17 protein-coding genes are annotated in these 18447 nt (G+C 62.4%); 16 read left to right on the top strand and 1 reads right to left on the bottom strand.

Annotated elements, in window-relative coordinates:
- The first annotated feature begins 98 nt into the window (after positions 1-98).
- Positions 99-1961, top strand: a complete 1863-nt coding sequence (gene secD / locus A9404_RS09400; RefSeq protein WP_066100716.1) for a protein translocase subunit SecD — start codon at positions 99-101, stop codon at positions 1959-1961.
- A 90-nt stretch (positions 1962-2051) separates the two neighbouring features.
- The gene (gene secF, locus A9404_RS09405) at positions 2052-2987 is read left to right on the top strand and encodes a protein translocase subunit SecF (protein WP_066100719.1); all 936 of its coding nucleotides are present in this window, start codon (positions 2052-2054) and stop codon (positions 2985-2987) included.
- 132 nt (positions 2988-3119) lie between these two features.
- Here secF and A9404_RS09410 read toward each other — a convergent pair whose 3' ends face one another.
- On the bottom strand, positions 3120-3914 hold the full coding sequence (locus A9404_RS09410) for an inositol monophosphatase family protein (RefSeq protein WP_066100722.1): 795 nt from the start codon (positions 3912-3914) through the stop codon (positions 3120-3122).
- A 96-nt stretch (positions 3915-4010) separates the two neighbouring features.
- Between A9404_RS09410 and A9404_RS09415 the strand changes: the two genes are divergently transcribed.
- The 14 genes from A9404_RS09415 to A9404_RS09475 all read left to right on the top strand — a co-directional run bounded on the left by A9404_RS09415 (position 4011) and on the right by A9404_RS09475 (position 18445).
- Entirely contained in the window at positions 4011-4850 is an 840-nt protein-coding gene (locus A9404_RS09415; RefSeq protein WP_066100725.1) for an RNA methyltransferase, read from the top strand.
- A 2-nt stretch (positions 4851-4852) separates the two neighbouring features.
- Complete coding sequence (gene cysE / locus A9404_RS09420; protein WP_197490491.1) at positions 4853-5680, top strand: serine O-acetyltransferase; 828 nt, start codon at positions 4853-4855, stop codon at positions 5678-5680.
- 160 nt (positions 5681-5840) lie between these two features.
- Positions 5841-6341, top strand: coding sequence for an Rrf2 family transcriptional regulator (locus A9404_RS09425; RefSeq protein ID WP_066100731.1), 501 nt, complete (start codon positions 5841-5843; stop codon positions 6339-6341).
- Between the two features lie 316 nt (positions 6342-6657).
- The gene (locus A9404_RS09430) at positions 6658-7203 is read left to right on the top strand and encodes a PRC-barrel domain-containing protein (RefSeq protein WP_066100734.1); all 546 of its coding nucleotides are present in this window, start codon (positions 6658-6660) and stop codon (positions 7201-7203) included.
- Between the two features lie 39 nt (positions 7204-7242).
- On the top strand, positions 7243-7407 hold the full coding sequence (locus A9404_RS13185; protein ID WP_082922874.1) for a DUF1328 domain-containing protein: 165 nt from the start codon (positions 7243-7245) through the stop codon (positions 7405-7407).
- Positions 7408-7622: 215 nt separating this feature from the next.
- A complete protein-coding gene (ndk, locus tag A9404_RS09435) occupies positions 7623-8048 on the top strand; it encodes a nucleoside-diphosphate kinase (RefSeq protein WP_066100737.1) in 426 nt (141 codons plus the stop codon).
- Between the two features lie 2 nt (positions 8049-8050).
- Complete coding sequence (gene rlmN, locus A9404_RS09440; protein ID WP_082922875.1) at positions 8051-9226, top strand: 23S rRNA (adenine(2503)-C(2))-methyltransferase RlmN; 1176 nt, start codon at positions 8051-8053, stop codon at positions 9224-9226.
- Positions 9226-10035: a type IV pilus biogenesis/stability protein PilW gene (gene pilW, locus A9404_RS09445; protein WP_066100740.1), complete on the top strand. Its 810-nt coding sequence runs from the start codon at positions 9226-9228 to the stop codon at positions 10033-10035. Before rlmN ends, pilW begins: the two co-directional genes overlap by 1 nt.
- Positions 10035-11186, top strand: a complete 1152-nt coding sequence (locus A9404_RS09450; protein WP_066100742.1) for a helix-turn-helix domain-containing protein — start codon at positions 10035-10037, stop codon at positions 11184-11186. The genes pilW and A9404_RS09450 overlap by 1 nt, the downstream gene beginning before the upstream one ends.
- Before the next feature lies 1 nt (position 11187).
- Positions 11188-12288 (top strand): flavodoxin-dependent (E)-4-hydroxy-3-methylbut-2-enyl-diphosphate synthase, encoded by a 1101-nt coding sequence (gene ispG / locus A9404_RS09455; protein ID WP_066100744.1) that lies wholly within the window; start codon positions 11188-11190, stop codon positions 12286-12288.
- The gene (gene hisS / locus A9404_RS09460; protein WP_066100747.1) at positions 12281-13537 is read left to right on the top strand and encodes a histidine--tRNA ligase; all 1257 of its coding nucleotides are present in this window, start codon (positions 12281-12283) and stop codon (positions 13535-13537) included. Before ispG ends, hisS begins: the two co-directional genes overlap by 8 nt.
- A gap of 162 nt (positions 13538-13699) precedes the next feature.
- Positions 13700-14356, top strand: a complete 657-nt coding sequence (locus A9404_RS09465; protein ID WP_066100750.1) for a YfgM family protein — start codon at positions 13700-13702, stop codon at positions 14354-14356.
- Positions 14353-15555 (top strand): outer membrane protein assembly factor BamB, encoded by a 1203-nt coding sequence (gene bamB, locus A9404_RS09470; RefSeq protein ID WP_066100756.1) that lies wholly within the window; start codon positions 14353-14355, stop codon positions 15553-15555. Before A9404_RS09465 ends, bamB begins: the two co-directional genes overlap by 4 nt.
- 172 nt (positions 15556-15727) lie before the next feature.
- Complete coding sequence (locus tag A9404_RS09475) at positions 15728-18445, top strand: cation-translocating P-type ATPase (RefSeq protein ID WP_066100760.1); 2718 nt, start codon at positions 15728-15730, stop codon at positions 18443-18445.
- The last annotated feature ends 2 nt before the right edge of the window (positions 18446-18447 follow it).

The following is an 18447-nucleotide window of genomic DNA, read 5'->3' on the forward strand; positions in this document are numbered from 1 at the left end:
CCGGCCCGTACCATCATGGACGGGCCGGATCCTTATTGATTCCCGGTTCGTCCATGAAGGCGCGGACCGTTGTCTGACTCGAGTTACAGGCGTTTACGATGAATCGTTATCCCTGGTGGAAAAACCTGATCATTATCCTGGTGCTGGCACTGGGAGTCTTTCTGGCGTTGCCCAACATCTACGGGGAAAATCCCGCCCTGCAGATTTCCAAGCGCAATGCGTCGGTTGATGCCGCGGCATTGGCCCAGGCGGAGACGGCGCTCAAGGCGGCGCATATTCCCGTCAAGAGTGCCCGGATCGAAGGGCAGGATGGTCTGATCCAGTTTGATTCCACCGACGCGCAGCTCAAGGCCGTCAATGTCGTGCGCACGGCGCTGGGCGAGGATTATCCGGTCGCCCTGAATCTGGCGCCGGCCGCGCCGCGCTGGATGACGGATCTGGGCGTCAAGCCGATGTTCCTGGGCCTGGATTTGCGCGGCGGGGTGCATTTCCTGATGCAAATCGACATGAAGGCAGCGATCAAGACGGCGCTGGAGCGTCGAGTGGATGGCATGCGCGGTGACCTGCGGCAGGCAAATATCCGGTACATCAGTGCCGATGTCGACAAGGACGATCAAATTGCCCTGCGGTTTCCCGATGCCGCGGTTCGGGATGCGGCCGCCAAGGCCCTGGAGGGTAATTATCCGGAGTTGCGATTCCAGTCGGTCGATCGGGATGGACAGCCGTTTCTAACCGCCCAGCTTACCGAGCAGGGCGCCACGGCGGAGCGGAAAGCCGCTCTGGAGCAGAACATCACCACATTGCGCAATCGCGTCAACGAGCTCGGCGTGGCCGAGCCGCTGATCCAGCAGCAGGGCGACGATCGAATCGTGGTCGAACTGCCGGGTATCCAGGATACGGTGCGGGCCAAGGAGATCATCGGCGCCACGGCGACGCTGGAATTCCGCCTGGTGGCGGGAACCCCCTCGGATTGGCTCGATGCGCAGCAGTCCGGCCATGTGCCGCCCGATGCGCGGCTGTATCATGAAAAGAACGGCCAGCCGGTGCTGCTGAAGCGGCAGGTGATCGTGACCGGCGATCGGATCACGGGGGCGTCCTCCGGCTTCGATCAGCGTTCCGGCTCGCCGGCGGTGTTCGTCAATCTGGATGGTCAGGGCGCGCGACGCATGGCGGATATCACGGGGCAGAACATCGGCAAGCAGATGGGCGTCGTGTTTATCGAGCATCGCACGGAAACGAAGATGGTCGACGGCAAGCCGGTCAAGGACAAGAAACTGATCCAGCAGGTCATCAACGTGGCCACGATTCAGGATCAGTTGGCCAATCGTTTCCAGATCACCGGACTGGATTCGCCCAACGAGGCGCGTGATCTCGCGCTGCTGCTGCGGGCGGGTGCTTTGCGTGCGCCCATGGACATCGTCGAGGAGCGCACAGTCGGCCCGAGCCTGGGGGCGGCCAATATCCAATCGGGCATCGATGCCTCCATTCTCGGCTTCGCGCTGGTCGCCGTGTTCATGATGATTTACTACCGGGTGTTCGGGACGGTTTCCGTCGTGGCGTTGGGGGTAAATCTCGTCCTGATCGTCGCGGCGCTCTCACTGCTCCAGGCCACGCTGACGTTGCCGGGTATTGCCGGTATGGTGCTGACCCTCGGGATCGCGGTCGATGCCAACGTGTTGATCAACGAGCGCATCCGCGAGGAACTGCGCAACGGCATGACGCCCCAGGCCGCCATCAAGGCGGGCTACGAACGGGCGTTCGCGACCATTCTGGATTCGCACGTCACGACGCTGCTGGCGGCACTGGCGCTGTTCGCCCTGGGCTCCGGGCCGATCAAGGGGTTTGCCGTCACGCTCAGCATCGGGATCATGGCCTCCATGTTTACCGCCATCATGGTGACGCGTGCCCTGATCAACCTGATCTACGGTCGTCGTACCCGACTGACCCAGTTGTCCATCTGATTTGTACCTGATGCGCCACGGTACCTTGCTGATCGAGACGCCGATCGCGGACCTTGGCCGCACACCATTTTTCATTGAGAGCGCACGGTTATGAACCTGTTTCCGCTGGATTCAAAATTCGATTTCTTCGGCAAGCGATATATCGCATACGGCGTGTCCATCCTGATGCTGGTGCTGTCCATCGTTGCGTTGAGCACGAAGGGCATCAACATGGGGCTCGATTTCACCGGGGGCGTGGTGATCGAGGTCGGTTATCCGAAGGCCGCTGACCTGGATGCCGTACGTGCGCTGCTGAAGAAGAGCGATTTCCCCGATGCGGTCGTGCAGTACTTCGGTTCGAGCGAGGCGGTGATGATTCGCATGCCCCCCGTGAAAGGGCAGAACCAGAACCAGTTGGCCGACCATGTGCTGAGCGTGTTGAAAACCGAAGATGCGGGCGTCACCATGCGACGCGTCGAGTATGTCGGTCCGGCGGTGGGGCAGGAGTTGTTCAACTCGGGCGGGATGGCGCTGCTGGTCGTCCTGGGCGGCATTCTGGTGTACGTGGGGCTTCGGTTCCAGTTGAAGCTGGCGGCTGGCGCCGTGCTCGCCCTGGCCCACGATCTGTTCATGGTGCTGGGTTTCGTCAGTGCTCTGGGGATCGAGTTCAACCTCACCGTGCTGGCCGCGTTCCTGGCGTTGGCCGGTTATTCCATCAACGATACCATCGTGGTCTTCGACCGGATTCGGGAAAACTTCCGCAAGATCCGCAAGGGCTCCGAAATCGAGGTGATGAATATCTCCACGAACCAGACGATGTCCCGAACGGTGATGACTTCCCTCACGACGTTCCTCACGGTGCTGTCGCTCTACCTGTTCGGCGGGGAGACCCTGTCGGGCTTTTCGCTCACGCTGCTGGTGGGTATCGTGCTCGGGACCTTCTCGTCGATCTATGTCGCCGCAAGCCTCGCCCTCGACCTGGGGCTCAAGCGCAAGGATCTGCTCAAGATGACCGACAAGGAAGCGGTGGCCGATACCCAGCCGTAAACAGAGCGCAGGTTACTGAGGCCCGATCTGGTTGTACGTCGGGTCTCTGCCTGCGCGGGGTGCGTTTTGTCGGGTGATGGCGGGCGTGTGGTCGGCGTGGCTGCCTGACGAGCTGCCCGATCGACAGAGGGGTCAGCCTTTCAGGGCATTGCCGATGCCTTTCAGCATCGCATGGGTCACCTTGGGGTTGGCGGCGATCAGGTTGCCCGTCGTCATGAAGTTTTCCGTGCCGTCGAAGTCGATCACGACCCCGCCCGCCTCGCGTACCAGCAGTACGCCTGCCGCAATGTCCCAAGGCCGAAGGCCGAACTCCCAGTATCCATCCAGACGTCCGCTGGCCACATAAGCCAGATCCAGCGCGGCGGAACCTGCGCGTCGGATACCGGCCAGCGGGCCGTGCAGCGCCAGGAAGGTTTTCAGATACAGGTTCACATCCTGTTCCGGGCGGAAGGGGAAGCCCGTTCCCAGCAAAGCGCCTTCCAAGTTGCGCAGACCAGCGACGCGGATGCGCCGGTTGTTCAGATAGGCGCCGCCACCGCGTTCCGCCGTGAACAGTTCCTGATTGGTCGGGTTGAACACCACGCCCAGTTCGATGCGTCCCTGGTATTCAAGCGCAATGGACACCGCGTAGTGCGGCAGGCCATGCAGGAAGTTCGTCGTGCCGTCGAGCGGGTCGATGATCCACCGGTAGTCGCTCGTGGCGTTGCCGGTATCGCCGGACTCTTCGCCCAGAAAGTGATGATCCGGGTAGGCGCGTTTCAGAATGTCTATAATCGCGTGCTCGGCCTGGTGATCCACCTCACTCACGAAATCGTTCCGGCGCTTGGCCTCGATGGTCAGATCCGGAATATGGTCCGTGGCGCGTGAAATGACATTACCGGCGGCGCGGGCGGCTCGAACCGCCATGGTGAGCATGGGATGGGGCATAATGGCGTATCAACACATTTACTAAAGTAGGTCGGAAAAGTTCGAACCTATCATTATACCTGTGACAGGGTTGATTATCCGGAAAAATATCGCGACATGAAGCGCAGCGCTCAGGAAACAGCATCGGATTACGTCGGGCGGCAATTGGACCGGATACAGGTCGTGCTGTGCGGCACCAGCCACTCGGGTAATCTCGGCGTGGTGGCCCGAGCGATGAAGAACATGGGCCTGAGTCGTCTCGTTCTCGTGGCGCCTAAGGCCGAGTTGGACGCGCAGGCATTATCGACGGCCAAGCACGCTGCGGATATTCTTCATGCGGCCCGCATCGAACCGGACCTGAGCGCCGCGCTGGGTGATTCCGTCGCCGTTTGGGCAACCAGTGCACGAAAGCGCGAGTTACAGTTGCCGGTGTTTGATGCGCGCACGGCCGCGCAAAGTATCTGTTCCGATTTGGCGCGGGATGGCGGCGTGATCAGTATCCTGTTTGGCGCGGAGCGTACCGGACTGACGAATCAGGAGCTGGCATCGGCACAGCGCCTGATCGAAATTCCTGCTAATCCGACGTATCCCGTGCTGAACCTGGGGCAGGCGGTTCAGATCGTGTCCTACGAGCTGTTCATGGCTGGCTTGCTGGGTGACGGGCACGCGGCGACTGTGGCGGGGGATGTCGACGAGGATCCGGATTGGGCGTCCATGGCCGAACTGTCGGCGTTCGAGACCCGTCTGGCCGACGCACTGGATCGCACGGCCTTTTTCGTGCGGGGCGCCGAGTCGGCCGAGGAGATCGCGCAGAACCGTCAGCGATTGCTGTCTCGCGTGCAGATCCTGTTTCGGCGGGCAAGGCCGACCCGAAATGAATTGGCCATTCTTCATGGCATGATCCGGGCATTGGCCATCGAGCCGCCGTCCCTTAAGAATTCGAGGCAAGCATCATGAATCTGTGGCAACGTGTCCGGGAGGACATCGATGGCGTATTTGCCCGGGATCCGGCTGCGCGCAGTCGTTTCGAGATTGCCCTGACCTATCCCGGTATCCACGCGATCTGGTGGCACCGCCTCGCCCATGCCCTGTGGGGCTGGCGACTGCGACTGCTGGCAAGACTGGTCGCGGGGTTGGGGCGCTGGTTGACAGGCATCGAAATCCATCCGGCGGCCAAGATCGGTCGGCGCTTCTTCATCGATCATGGCATGGGGGTCGTAATTGGCGAAACCGCAGAAATCGGCGATGACTGCACCCTGTATCACGGGGTGACGCTGGGCGGCACGCACTGGTCCGCGGGGAAGCGGCATCCGACCCTGGGTGATGGCGTGGTGATCGGAGCGGGGGCGAAGGTGCTCGGCCCCATCGTGCTTGGAGACGGCGTCCGGGTGGGGAGTAATGCCGTCGTACTCAAGGATGCGCCGGCGGGTGCCACGTTGGTGGGTATTCCGGCGCGCATCGTGGGGCGGCGGCCGGAGATCAGTGCGCAGCAGGCCCGGATCGCGGAACGGTTGGGTTTCGATGCCTATGGCATGGCTCAGGACATGCCGGACCCGGTGGCCGAGGTCGTCGACCGTCTGCTGGACCACGTTCAGGCGGCCGATGAGCGTCTGATGGCGTTGACTCAGCGTGTCCGAGCCTTGCAGGAGGCGACCGGGCTGGCGCAGGATGCGGATGTGGGGCAGGAGGATCGACCGTTGCCGAGTCTGGCCGGTTGCCACCTGGCAGATGACGAACAGGCGATTGGTTGCCCGACGCCGGATAGCGGGACCGAAAAGCAGGCGTAATCGTTCGGGGCTTGGTCGTACGGAGCCTGGGTTCGAAGCGCGGGAATGCCACGGTTCCCGATGCGTAGCGCATACGTGCGGCATTTAGGGTTGTGACTGCCCGGGATGGCGCGGCGCGGGTGCATCGGGTCGAGCGAAACATGATACGGGAGTTAGAGTAATGAGGCTGACGACGAAAGGGCGTTATGCGGTAACGGCCATGTTGGATCTGGCCATTCACGACCGGGGCGAACCGACGGCATTGGCGGATATCGCGGAGCGCCAGGGGCTTTCCCTGTCTTACCTTGAGCAGTTGTTTGCACAGTTGCGCCGAGCCCGTTTGATCAAAAGCGTCCGGGGGCCGGGTGGCGGTTATCAGTTGGCGCGACCGGCTTCGGAAATCAATGTGGCGGAGGTTGTCGTGGCGGTCGACGAGGAAGTGGACGTCACCCGCTGTGGCGGCAAGGGCGATTGCCAGGATGGTCACAAGTGCCTCGCCCATGACCTCTGGATGGGGCTTTCCCAGCAAATTCACAGTTTTCTCTCCGGCATACATCTCTCCGAGCTGATTACGAATCCGGATTTGCTCGATGTGTCCATGAAGCAGGATGCCGTGTTGAGCGCCAATCGGGAGCGCGATCAGGCCATCAATCTTCGTGGCGCCAGAGTGCGTCACAAATAGCTATCTCCCTGGGGGAGATCTCCCTGTCGATGCTTGGTTTCGTGCCGGGCCTGTCGTTGCGCTCCTCAAGTCTCTCGACATGTCTCTCTGCGTGTCGAGCGTGGGCATGTGCCTAACTGTCCGCCCATTTTAGTTCGAATAAGATTCTTCTATTGCCCGATAGCGCCTTGCAATACCCGAGTTCTGTTCTACGCTTAGCTGCAGCTCGCAATAAAACCCATGGCTACGGAATTGGATTTGCGAGCGATCCTGGGTCAGGCAGCTAGCCAGGCTCTTGCCTAAGGCGATTCGTCGCCCGTAACGAGAGAGGTACCTGATGAACACAATGATTCAAAAGACCACGATTGCTGTTGCCCTTTGCGGCGCCATTGCTTTCACCGTGTCCCCCTTGGCCGATGCGGCCGAGGGGCTTTACTCAACCAAGGCGCTGATGGGGGCCGAAGTCTATGTCGCGGATGGCAAGCACCGGGAAATTGGTGAGGTAAGCAACATCTTTCTGGATGAAAACATGAGGGTTGCGGGGGTGGTCGTCACCACCGGTGCCGTGCTGGGGCTGGGCGGCAAGGACGTCTATGTCCCTGCTGGTCAGTTTTCCGTGAAGACGGAACACGCCACGCAACTGAACGGTGTTGCCTACAAGGTGTATGTCGATGCAACCGAACAGGGCGTTGGCAAGTTTCCGGTTGTGGATCAGGACTGGTGGTCGACGACCAAGCGGTCCGCGGCCCATGCCTGGGAAAAGACCAAATCCGGCCTGAAGAGCGGATGGGAAGGCGCCAAGCATGTCACGACCAAGGCCTATGACGCGACGAAGGATGCGGCGGAAGATGCCGTGGATGCCGTCAAAGACAAGACGAAGTAATCACATCATCACTATCTGTACGGATGTAAGGAGATCGCTATGTTAAGTTGGGCTCTGATCTTTTTTATCATTGCAATTATCGCAGGTGCGCTGGGGTTCTTCGGGATCGCCGGGACGGCTGCCTGGGTTGCGAAGGTACTGTTTGTCGTCTTCCTGATTATGTTCGTCATTTCTCTGGTGGCGGGGCGTCGCCCCAGGGTGTGATCCCGGGTGGCCCTGGCGCGGGGTCCGTTTTCCTGCGCCCGGGTCGTTGCGTCGGAAGGCCGGATCGCTCCGGCCTTTTTCGTTGGTGATCGGTATGGATGGGCGCATGGTGCAGTCGTGGATTGTTGCGCGCCAAACCGGTAAACTCTCGCCTCTTCAGAATTTTCATAAAATCCCAGTTTTACTGATCTTTTGTTCGCCTTAGGAGAATAGCCGTGGCCGTTGAACGTACCCTGTCGATTATCAAACCCGATGCCGTTGCCAAGAATGTGATCGGCAAAATCATTACCCGTTTCGAAGACGCCGGTCTGGCGATCGTTGCCGGCCGAATGATGCAACTGAGCCGTGAGCAGGCCGAGGGCTTTTACGCCGTGCATCGCGAGCGTCCTTTCTTTGGCGAGCTGGTCAGCTTCATGATCTCCGGTCCGGTATTCGTCCAGGTGCTCGAGGGCGAGAACGCCATCCTGAAGAACCGGGACCTGATGGGCGCGACCGATCCGAAGAAGGCTGCGCCGGGCACCATTCGTGCGGATTTCGCGGACTCCATCGACGCGAATGCGGTACATGGTTCCGACAGCGCCGAAAACGCCGCGATCGAGATCGCCTACTTCTTCAAGCCTGAAGAAGTCACCTCGCGCTGATCATGACGCGCACCATCGAGGTCGATGCACTGCCCGCCGCGGTTGATTCGGGTGCCGATGCCCGAGTCAACCTGCTGGGCCTGACCCCGCAGCAATTGCGGGCGTGGTTTACCGAGCTCGGCGAAAAGCCGTTCCGGGCCACTCAGGTGCTGAAGTGGGTTCACCAGCGTCGGGTCAGCGATTTCGATGAGATGACGGACCTGGCCAAGAGTCTGCGCGACAAGCTCAAGGACTTGGCCTGCGTCCGTGCACCGGGTGTCCGACTGGATCAGGTATCCAGCGACGGCACCCGCAAATTCCTGCTCGAGTTGGACGGCGGCGGTTCCGTGGAGATGGTGTACATCCCCGAGGACGATCGCGCCACCTTGTGCATTTCCTCCCAGGTGGGCTGCTCGCTCGCCTGCACCTTCTGCTCCACGGGGCGGCAGGGGTTCAACCGCAACCTGACCACGGCGGAAATCGTCGGCCAGTTATGGCTTGCGGAACGTTTGATCGACCGCTCGGTCAATCATAATCGGGCGATCAGCAACATCGTCTTCATGGGTATGGGCGAGCCGCTGCTGAACTTCGAGGCGGTGATCAACGCCGCGACGCTGATGCTCGATGACAATGCCTACGGTCTGTCCCGGCGGCGCGTCACCATTTCCACCTCGGGCATCGTGCCGGCCATCGACCGGTTGCGCGAACGCCTGCCGGTGTCGCTGGCGATTTCGTTGCATGCGCCGGATGATCCGCTGCGGGACGTACTCGTGCCGATCAACCAGAAGTACCCGATCGCCGAACTGATGGCGGCCTGCGATCGCTATGCCGAGGTCGTGCCCCATGGCGCGATCATCTACGAGTATGTGATGCTCGAGGGCGTGAACGATGAGCCCGAGCATGCCCAGACGCTGATCCGCCTGCTCGGTCCGCGCAAGAATGCGGTGAAGGTGAACCTCATTCCCTTCAATCCGTTCCCGGATTCGGGGTATCGGCGTTCGTCCCGGAATCGGATCGAGCGCTTCCGCGCGCTGCTTAAGGGCGCGGGCATCAACACCGTGCCCCGGAAAACCCGGGGCGACGACATCGATGCGGCCTGCGGCCAGTTGGTCGGGGAGTTCGAGGACAAGGCCCGGCGCCCGCAAAAGCTGGCGCAAATGGGTTTGGCGAAAATCAAGGTGACAACGGAGGATCGTTGATGATGGTTCGTGGAGCTGTGCGTGACGTGTTGCCGATCAAAATCCTCGGGGCCTTCGCCCTGGCTGCGCTGCTGGCCGGCTGCGCCGGCATGGCCCACCGTGGGAGCGACGATGGGGTCAACCCACGGGACAACCAGACCGAGAACCAACGGGCGGCGCAAATCAATACCGAGCTCGGCGTCGGGTACATGCACGAGGGGCACATGGATGTGGCCGTCGAGAAAATCCGTCGCGCAATCTACTTCGACGACAATTTTGCGCCCGCGCATCATGCGTACGCGCTCATGCTCAATCAGCTGGGCGAAACCGAAAAGGCCGGCGTCGAGTTTGCCAAGGCCTATTCGCTGGATCCGAACAACTCCGATCTCGACAACAACTACGCCACCTATCTGTGCGGCCAGAAGGATTACGCACGGGCGCAGAAGCTGTTTGCGCGAGCCTACGGCGATCCGCTCTACAAGACACCGGAGTTTGCCCTGACCAATTCGGGGGTCTGTTACGAGGCCGAGGGGAACCTCTCGAAGGCCATCGATCAGTACCAGGCGGCACTGAACAAGACCGATGGCTATGGTCCAGCCATGCTGGGGCTGGCCCGTGCCTACTATGCCGACGGTCAGTTCCAGAAGGCCGCGACCGCCATGAAAAACTTCGAGCAGACGAACCGCGGGTCGCCCGAGTCCTTGCAGCTGGCGATCCGAATCGACCGTGCTACGCATGATCAGCAGGCATTGGCCAATCATGTGCTGATCCTGAAGGGGCGTTTCCCGGATTCAGCAGTGACCAAATGGTATGAAAGCGGAGCGAAATAATGAGTCAGGGCCATTCACAGGGTGACCATCAGGAGCCGATTCTTCCACCCCTGACCAGTGATCGACCGGCGGAAGACGTGCGCAACGAGGAATTTCGACCGGTGCAGAATCTTGGCAAGGCGATCCAGGCTGCACGTATCGCCAAGGACATGACGACGGCTGATCTGGCGCAGTCGCTGAACCTCGACCTGCGTATTGTCGAGGCCATCGAGGCCAACCGCTTCGAAGATGCGCCCGAGCCGATCTATGTGCGGGCTTACCTCAAGCATTGGGCGAGTCTGCTGGATGTGGATGCGCAGTCGTGGATCGATGTCTACAACACGCAGATTGCCCAGGAATCGGGGCAGGACACACGCAAGGTCGGTGCACGACCGACGCTGGATGTCATGGCGCATCGCAAATCCAGTCGTACCGTGCATGGCCATAAATCGGGCGGCCGCTTCTGGCGGGTACTGGTCTCGCTGGTTCTCCTGGGCGGAGCGGCGGCTGTCGTGATTTTTGCCATGCCGACGAGCTGGCAGCAATGGGTCATGGCGCGTCTGGGCGGACATGAGTCCACGACCGTCGTGAGTGATCGCGCGGTGACGCTCGTGCCGTTGGCGCCACCCGGTACGGAAGTGGCAACGCCATCGACCGCCGCAGGGCCGGGCACAACCGTACCGTTGGCGTCCCCGTCGACATCCTCCGATGCGGGAAATACGTCACCGGCGCCCGAAACGGGCGACGCTGCGACCGACACGAAGACCATGCTGCCCGCCCTGCCCGCCACCCCCCCTGCGGGTGTTTCGGATGAGGCAGCCTCTTCTGACGCGCCCGCTCCGGCCCCTGTGCCGGCGTCGACGGAGCCGACCGAAAGCCCCGCGACGACAACGGCCGCGTCGGCGTCCTCCGCCGAGACTGCGCCTGCGGCGGATCTCGAAATCAAGGCGACGTCTGCAGACTGCTGGGTCGAAGTCCGCAATGCGGCCGGCAAGCGGTTGGTCTACGACGTGCTGAAGAGCGGGGAGACCCGTCGGGTACCCGGTAGCGGCCCGTTCACCGTGGTGCTGGGGAACGCCGCTGCCGTCGAGGTGCTCTGGAAAGGCGCCCCGGTGAAGCTGGGCGCTCCGAATGCCACGACGGGTGTCGTGCGCACAACGATCGGAGGCTAGGATGAGTCACATCGCGTCGCCCACGATTCGTCGCCTGTCGCGCAAGATTCATGTCGGTGCCGTGCCCATCGGCGGCGATGCGCCCATCGCCGTCCAGAGCATGACCAATACCGATACCTGCGACGTGGCGGCCACGGTGGCGCAGATCCGTGCGCTGACCAAGGCGGGGGCGGATCTGGTGCGCGTTTCCGTGCCCAGCATGGCGGCGGCCGAGGCGTTCGGCCAGATTCGTCAGCAGGTCGAGATTCCGCTGATCACCGATATCCACTTCGACTACCGGATCGCGTTACGCGTTGCCGAGCTGGGTGCAGACTGCCTGCGCATCAACCCGGGCAACATCGGCCGTGAGGATCGCGTTCGCGCCGTGGTGGACTGCGCACGCGACAAGGGCATCCCGATCCGGATCGGTGTCAATGCCGGTTCTCTGGAAAAGGAGCTGCAGCAGAAGTACGGCGAACCGACCCCGGCCGCCATGGTCGAGTCCGCGCTGCGGCATATCGATATCCTGGAACGCCTGGATTTCCCCGAATTCAAGGTCTCGCTCAAGGCCTCCGATGTCTGGATGACCGTGATGGCCTACCGGCAACTGGCCGGGCAGATCGAGCAGCCCCTGCACCTCGGGATCACCGAAGCGGGCGGGCTGCGTTCCGGGGCGGTCAAGTCGGCCGTCGGTCTGGGCATGCTGCTGGCCGAGGGCATCGGCGATACCCTGCGCGTGTCCTTGGCGGCCGACCCGGTCGAGGAGGTCAAGGTCGGCTGGGATATCCTCAAGTCGCTGCGCCTGCGCAACCGGGGCATCAATCTGATCGCCTGCCCGTCCTGCTCCCGGCAGGAGTTCGATGTCATCAAGACCGTCAACGCCCTCGAAGGGCGTATCGAGGATATCGATACGTCCATGGACGTGGCGGTCATCGGATGTGTCGTCAACGGCCCCGGGGAAGCGCGGGAGGCCAGTGTCGGCCTGACCGGCGGCCAGCCGAGCCTGCTCTACATCGACGGCAAGCCGGTGCGCAAGCTCACCGAAAATGATCTGGTGGATGGCGTCGAACAGGCCATCCGCGAACACATAGCCCAGCAAAAAATCCCTGTTTCCCATGAGTAAAACCCTGCAAACCCTGCGCGGCATGCACGATGTGCTGCCCGCGCAAACGCCCGCCTGGGCGCATCTGGAATCGACGCTTTCCGCCACGGCCCGTGCCTACGGCTATCAGGAAATCCGAATGCCGCTCGTCGAGCACACGGCCCTTTTCTCCCGCAGCATCGGTGAGGTCACCGATATCGTCGAAAAGGAGATGTATACCTTTGCCGACCGCAACGGGGACTCGCTGACGCTACGTCCCGAAGGGACGGCGAGTTGTGTGCGCGCTTGTCTGGAGCATGGTCTGATCCACAACCAGCAGCGCAAGCTCTGGTACATCGGGCCCATGTTCCGGCATGAGCGCCCCCAGAAAGGGCGTTATCGGCAGTTCCACCAGTTCGGGGTGGAAGCCTTTGGCGTATCGGGTGCGGAACTCGATGTGGAACTGATCCTGATGGCGGCAGGCATCTGGCGTCAGCTCGGCATCACGGACGTGGCACTCCAGATCAACACCCTGGGGAGTCCGGAGGCGCGCACTGAGCATCGCACCGTGCTGATCGACTATCTGCAGGCGCATGCCGAACAGCTGGATGACGAGGCGCGTAGCCGATTGCTGACCAACCCGTTGCGGATTCTGGACAGCAAGAATCCGGCGGTGCAGGCGGTACTCGCGGATGCACCGGTCCTGTCCGACTATCTGACCGAGGCCGATCTCGAGAACTTCCGTGAGGTCCAGGCATTGCTCACCGCCGCCAACGTCCCGTTCGTGGTGAACCCGCGCCTCGTCCGCGGTCTGGATTACTACAACCGGACCGTTTTCGAATGGGTGACGACGGCCCTCGGGGCTCAGGGCACCATCTGCGCGGGCGGTCGTTACGACGGTCTGGTCACCCAGTTGGGCGGTCGGGCGACGCCGGCCGCCGGCTTTGCCATCGGTCTGGAGCGGTTGATCGAGTTGATGGCGCTGGCGGAAGATGAGTCCACGGCGGACATCTACATCCTCTGGCCGGAAAATGCGGCCAAGGCCGCCGCCCTCCAGCTGGCGGAAAGGGTACGCGCATCGCTGCCCGGGCAACGCGTCCAATGTGCGCTGGATGGCGGCAGTCTCAAGAGTCAGCTGCGTCGTGCAGACCGCAGTGGCGCGCGTTTCGCGCTGCTGGTGTCTGCAGATGGCGATGCAGGGATTACGGTCAAGGATCTGCGCGATGCCGCCATGGCCGATCAGGTGCTGGACGGCCCGGCCTTGTCTGCCTGGCTAACCGCGCTGCAATAACCGCCCCTTAATCATATCCAGCCTTATCCCGCGGCCGTGTGGCCCGGGTTGGGCGTTTCAGACAGTCTTGATAGACTAGGTCGGCTGGATCGGGGCAGAATCAGGACTGTTCCGGGGCGCCCCCCGGCCAGCGAATCATTCACGTAATCATTAAGGTGTGCTGTGGCTGCGACGGACGACGAAGAACTCGACAAGCTCAGGGATTTCTGGGCGCAATATGGCAAGCCGCTGATGCTGGGACTGACGGTCGGCGCCGTGGTCCTCGCCGGTTGGTTCGGCTGGCAGACCTGGCAGGCCCGTCAGCAGAATGCCGCGGCATTGGCTTTTCACCAGGTCGAACAGCTGAGTGCGGCCAACCAGCCGCAACAGGCCATGGAAGCGGCACGCAAGCTGGCCGCGGACCATTCCGGAACGGCCTATGCGGCATTGGCCCTGCTGGTCGGTGCGCATGAAGCCATGGCACAGAACGATCCCTCGAAGGCGGCCATCTATCTGCAGAAGCTGATTTCCGAGACGAAGGAGCCAGCGCTTGTGGCACTCGCTCGGTTGCGTCTGGCGCGCGTTCAATGGGCGCAGAACCAACCCGATGCGGCGCTGGCTACGTTGAAGACGGCCCCGCCCGCGCCTTATGCCCCCTTGTATGCCGAACTGACTGGCGACATCGAGGCCAGCCAGAAACACTGGTCGGCCGCCCGTGCCGCCTATCAGCAGGCCATGACCGGATCCCATGTTGATGCGACCCTGCTCAAGATCAAGCTGGACAATCTCCCTAACGACGATCATGCCGCTCCCTCACCGACCGAGAAGTCTCATTCATGAATGCAGCCCCCGTCCAAGATACTGTGTCCTGTCCAGCTGACCGATCCCATCGCGCGCGTATCGCGCGGGCCGCCCTGTGCCTCGTCCTGCCGGCCGTGTTGGTTGGCCTCTCCGGTTGCTCGGAGACGCGGGAGTTCGTCAAGCCGACGCCGCTCGGCCAGATCGACAACCGGTTCCCGCCGAAAATCGAGTGGCAGGCCAGTGCGGGCGACGCCCAGCGCAGCGAACTGGCACAGATCGCCCCGGTCGAGGCCGAGGGCCGCGTCATCGTCGCCGATCCGCGCGGCCGGGTGTTCGCCTATGACCTCAGTTCGGGCAAATCTCTCTGGACGGCTGATCTGCATGACGACCTGAATGTCGGTGGCGGTGCCAGTGGCGATATGGTGGTATTCGGCACCGCTGATGGCAAGGTGTTTGCCCTGGCGGCGGATACCGGCAAGCCCTTGTGGCAGTCACAGGTGCCGACCGCAGTCGAGGCGGCGCCTTCCGTCGGGCATCGGGATGTCGTCGTGCGTGCGAAGGACGGATCCGTCAGCCTGCTCAACGCTGAAGACGGCAAGGTGGTCTGGACCATCAATCACAACGAGCCGGCCTTGTCGCTGCAGGGTCAGAGTCGTGCATTGCTCTTCCCGGATGCGGTGGCCATTGGCTACGACGACGGGGAGTTTGCCGTCGTGTCCCGGGCGGATGGTCGCGTTCTGTGGAAGAATCAGGTTGCCTTGCCGACCGGCCGGACGGATATCGATCGCATGGTGGATATCGATTCGACGCCGCAATTCGGTGATGCGGTGTTCTATGTCATGACTTATCAGGGCCGCTTGGCCGCCATCCAGGCCCAGGGTGGTCAGACATTGTGGAGTCGCAAGTTTTCGGGCTATACCGACATGACGTTGGGCCAGCATGCCTTGTACGTGACGGATGCCAGTGGTGTGGTCTGGGCGATCGATCGTCGGACCGGGGAGCCGCTGTGGCGTCAGGCTGCACTCTCCTACCGCGGCGTCACCGGGCCGGTATTGGATCACGGCAAACTGGTCGTCGGGGACAAGGAAGGCTACTTGCACGTGCTCGACCCAGAAACGGGGGCGCTGGTCGGTCGGGGCAAGCTGGATGGGGCGATCATCGATCCGATGCGGGCCGAGCAGAACAGCGTGGCGGCCGTGACGCGCGATGGGGACCTGGTGGTGTTCCGCATCCCCTGATCCGTCGCGCGTCCACCCCGCCGCATGGGCGGTTCGACCATGCCAGAAGCAGCGCTCGCAAGGGGGCTGCTTTTTTGTTTGCCGATTTCCGTGCTTGACCGGAAATCGGGAAGGGAAAACGCTAGGATGAAGGGCAGGAAGATCCCGTGACGGGATCCATGCCGGAGAAATCATGACCGTTGCCCGATCCGAAGACGAAACCCCCACGCCAGACTGGCATGCGCAAACTGCAGAAGCGGTTTTGCACACCTGGTCCGTTCAGGCGAATCAGGGGCTGACGGCTGAAGTGGTCGCCGAGCGACTGGAAGCGTATGGGCCGAACCGACTTGCCGCGGCGCCCCCGCGCAAGGCCTGGATACGACTGATCCTGCAATTCCACAACCCCCTGATCTACGTGCTGCTGGCGGCCGGTGGGGTGACCCTGCTGCTGCGGGACTTCGTCGATGCCGGTGTGATTTTCAGTGTCGTCGTGATCAATGCAATCATCGGTTATGTTCAGGAAGGCCGTGCGGAGCGGGCGCTGGATGCCGTGCGCGCCCTGTTGACCAACCGGGCAGTCGTGCTGCGGGACGGCACCCGGCAGGAAGTCGATGCCGATCGCCTGGTGCCCGGCGATATCGTCTGGCTGGAACCCGGCGGCCGCGTCCCGGCCGACCTGCGATTGCTGCAGACCCACAGCCTGCGCATCAATGAAGCCGTGTTGACGGGCGAATCGATGCCCGTGGAAAAAGCGACGGCCCCCGTGCCCGCAGCGCATGCCGTCGCCGATCGTCGGTGCATGGCGTATGCCGGGACGGTGGTGGCCGTCGGGCAGGGCGTGGGCGTCGTCGTGGCGACGGCCGGCCGGTCGGAAATGGGCCGGATTGGTGCGTTGATGGGCACCGTCCCGACGCTCGTGACGCCGCTGACCCGTCGCCTCGATCAGATGGCACGGCAAATGACCATCCTGATCCTGCTGGTTGGATTCGTGACCTTCCTGTATGGCTATGCAGTTCGGGGCCTGCCGACGCTGGAGTTGTTCCTGGCGGTGGTCGGACTCGCGGTGGCGGCCATTCCTGAGGGTTTACCTGCCGTGGTGACGATCGTCCTGGCCATCGGGACACGAGTCATGGCGAGAAACCACGCCATCATCCGCCGTTTGCCCGCCGTGGAGACGCTGGGCTCGGTGACCGTGATCTGCTCGGACAAGACCGGGACGCTGACCCGAAATCAGATGACGGTCGTGCAGGCGATCCTGCCCGAGCAGACATTGGGGGTGACCGGCAGCGGCTACCGACCCGAAGGCACGTTTCTCCTCGGGGATCTGCCCATCGATCCGCTCCGCAACGAGGGACTGGGCGCACTGGCGCAGTGCGCGGTCCTCTGCAACGACGCGCAGCTGCGCCCCGGATCGGCGGCGGACGACGACTGGCAGGTGGTCGGGGATCCCACCGAGGGCGCCCTGCTGACGTTTGCCCAGAAGGCCGGGGCGATCGCGTCCGTACTGACAGCAGAGTTTCCGCGGGTGGACACGGTGCCTTTCGACGCGGCCCACCGCTTCATGGCGACCCTGCACCATGATCAAGACGGACACGCGGTCGTCTTTCTCAAGGGTGCCCCGGAGGCGGTGCTGGGCCGCTGTACGCAGGATATTTCCGGTATGACGCTGGATGCGCGGGACTGGCAGAGACTGATCCATCAGGCCGCGCTGTCCGGCGAACGGGTACTGGCGCTGGCGCGTGCCGACATGCCGACGGGCACCACCCAGATCAGTCTGGCGGATATGACGCCGCGATTTACCTTGCTGGGACTGGTGGGGCTGATCGATCCTCCACGGGAAGAGGCGATCGAGGCCGTGGATACCTGTCGTCTGGCCGGCTTGCAGGTGAAAATGATCACGGGCGACCATGCCGTCACTGCAGCGGCGATCGGGCGACAGCTTGGGCTGGGGGGACAGACCGTGCTGACCGGTGAGCAATTGGACCTGATGGACGATGCCCGTCTTCGGTCTCAGGTGTCCGAGACGGACATCTTCGCGCGCGCCAGCCCGGAGCATAAGCTGCGTCTGGTCGCGGCCTTGCAGGCCCAAGGCGAACTGGTCGCAATGACGGGCGATGGCGTGAACGATGCGCCGGCGCTCAAGGCGGCGGATATCGGCGTGGCCATGGGACAGAAAGGCACGGATGCGGCACGTGAGGCAGCGGATCTGGTACTGACGGACGACAATTTCGCGACGATTGCCCGTGCGATCAAGGAAGGGCGGGCGGTGTTCGACAACATTCAGCGATCCCTGCTATTCATGTTGCCCACGAATGGCGGCGAGGCGGGCGTGATCATGCTATCGGTCTTCGCGGGGCTGGCCTTGCCCGTGACACCGGCCCAGATTCTCTGGGTCAATACGGTCACGGCCATCACGCTGGCACTTGCGCTGGCGTTCGAACCCGCGGAAAGGCGGATCATGCTGCGCCCGCCCAGAAAACCGTCGGCACCCTTGATCACCCGGCTGTTTGCTCTTCGGTTGATCTTCGTCAGCGTGCTGATGGTGACGGCGACCTTTATGGTCTTCGAATGGACGCTGGCCCGCGGCGGATCATTGGACGCGGCACGGACCGCGGCCGTGAACATGCTGGTCTGCGGTGAGCTTGTGTATCTGTTCAACGTGCGTCATTTCGTCGCCTCGGCATTCCGTCGCGACCTGTTCACGGAAAATCCTGTCGCGTTGCTCATGGCGGTACTGTTGATCGGGATTCAGAGCGCATTCACCTATGCACCACCATTGCAGACGGTCTTCCATACGGTGGGGCTGGACGCGGTGTCCTGGGCCATGATTCTGGGGCTGAGTTTTCTGTTGTTCGTGCTGGTGGAGGGGGAGAAGGCCCTGCTTCGTCGGCGACGGGTCATGGGTTTCTGACG

The sequence above is a fragment of the Halothiobacillus diazotrophicus genome (genome assembly GCF_001663815.1).
GTDB lineage: Bacteria > Pseudomonadota > Gammaproteobacteria > Halothiobacillales > Halothiobacillaceae > Halothiobacillus > Halothiobacillus diazotrophicus.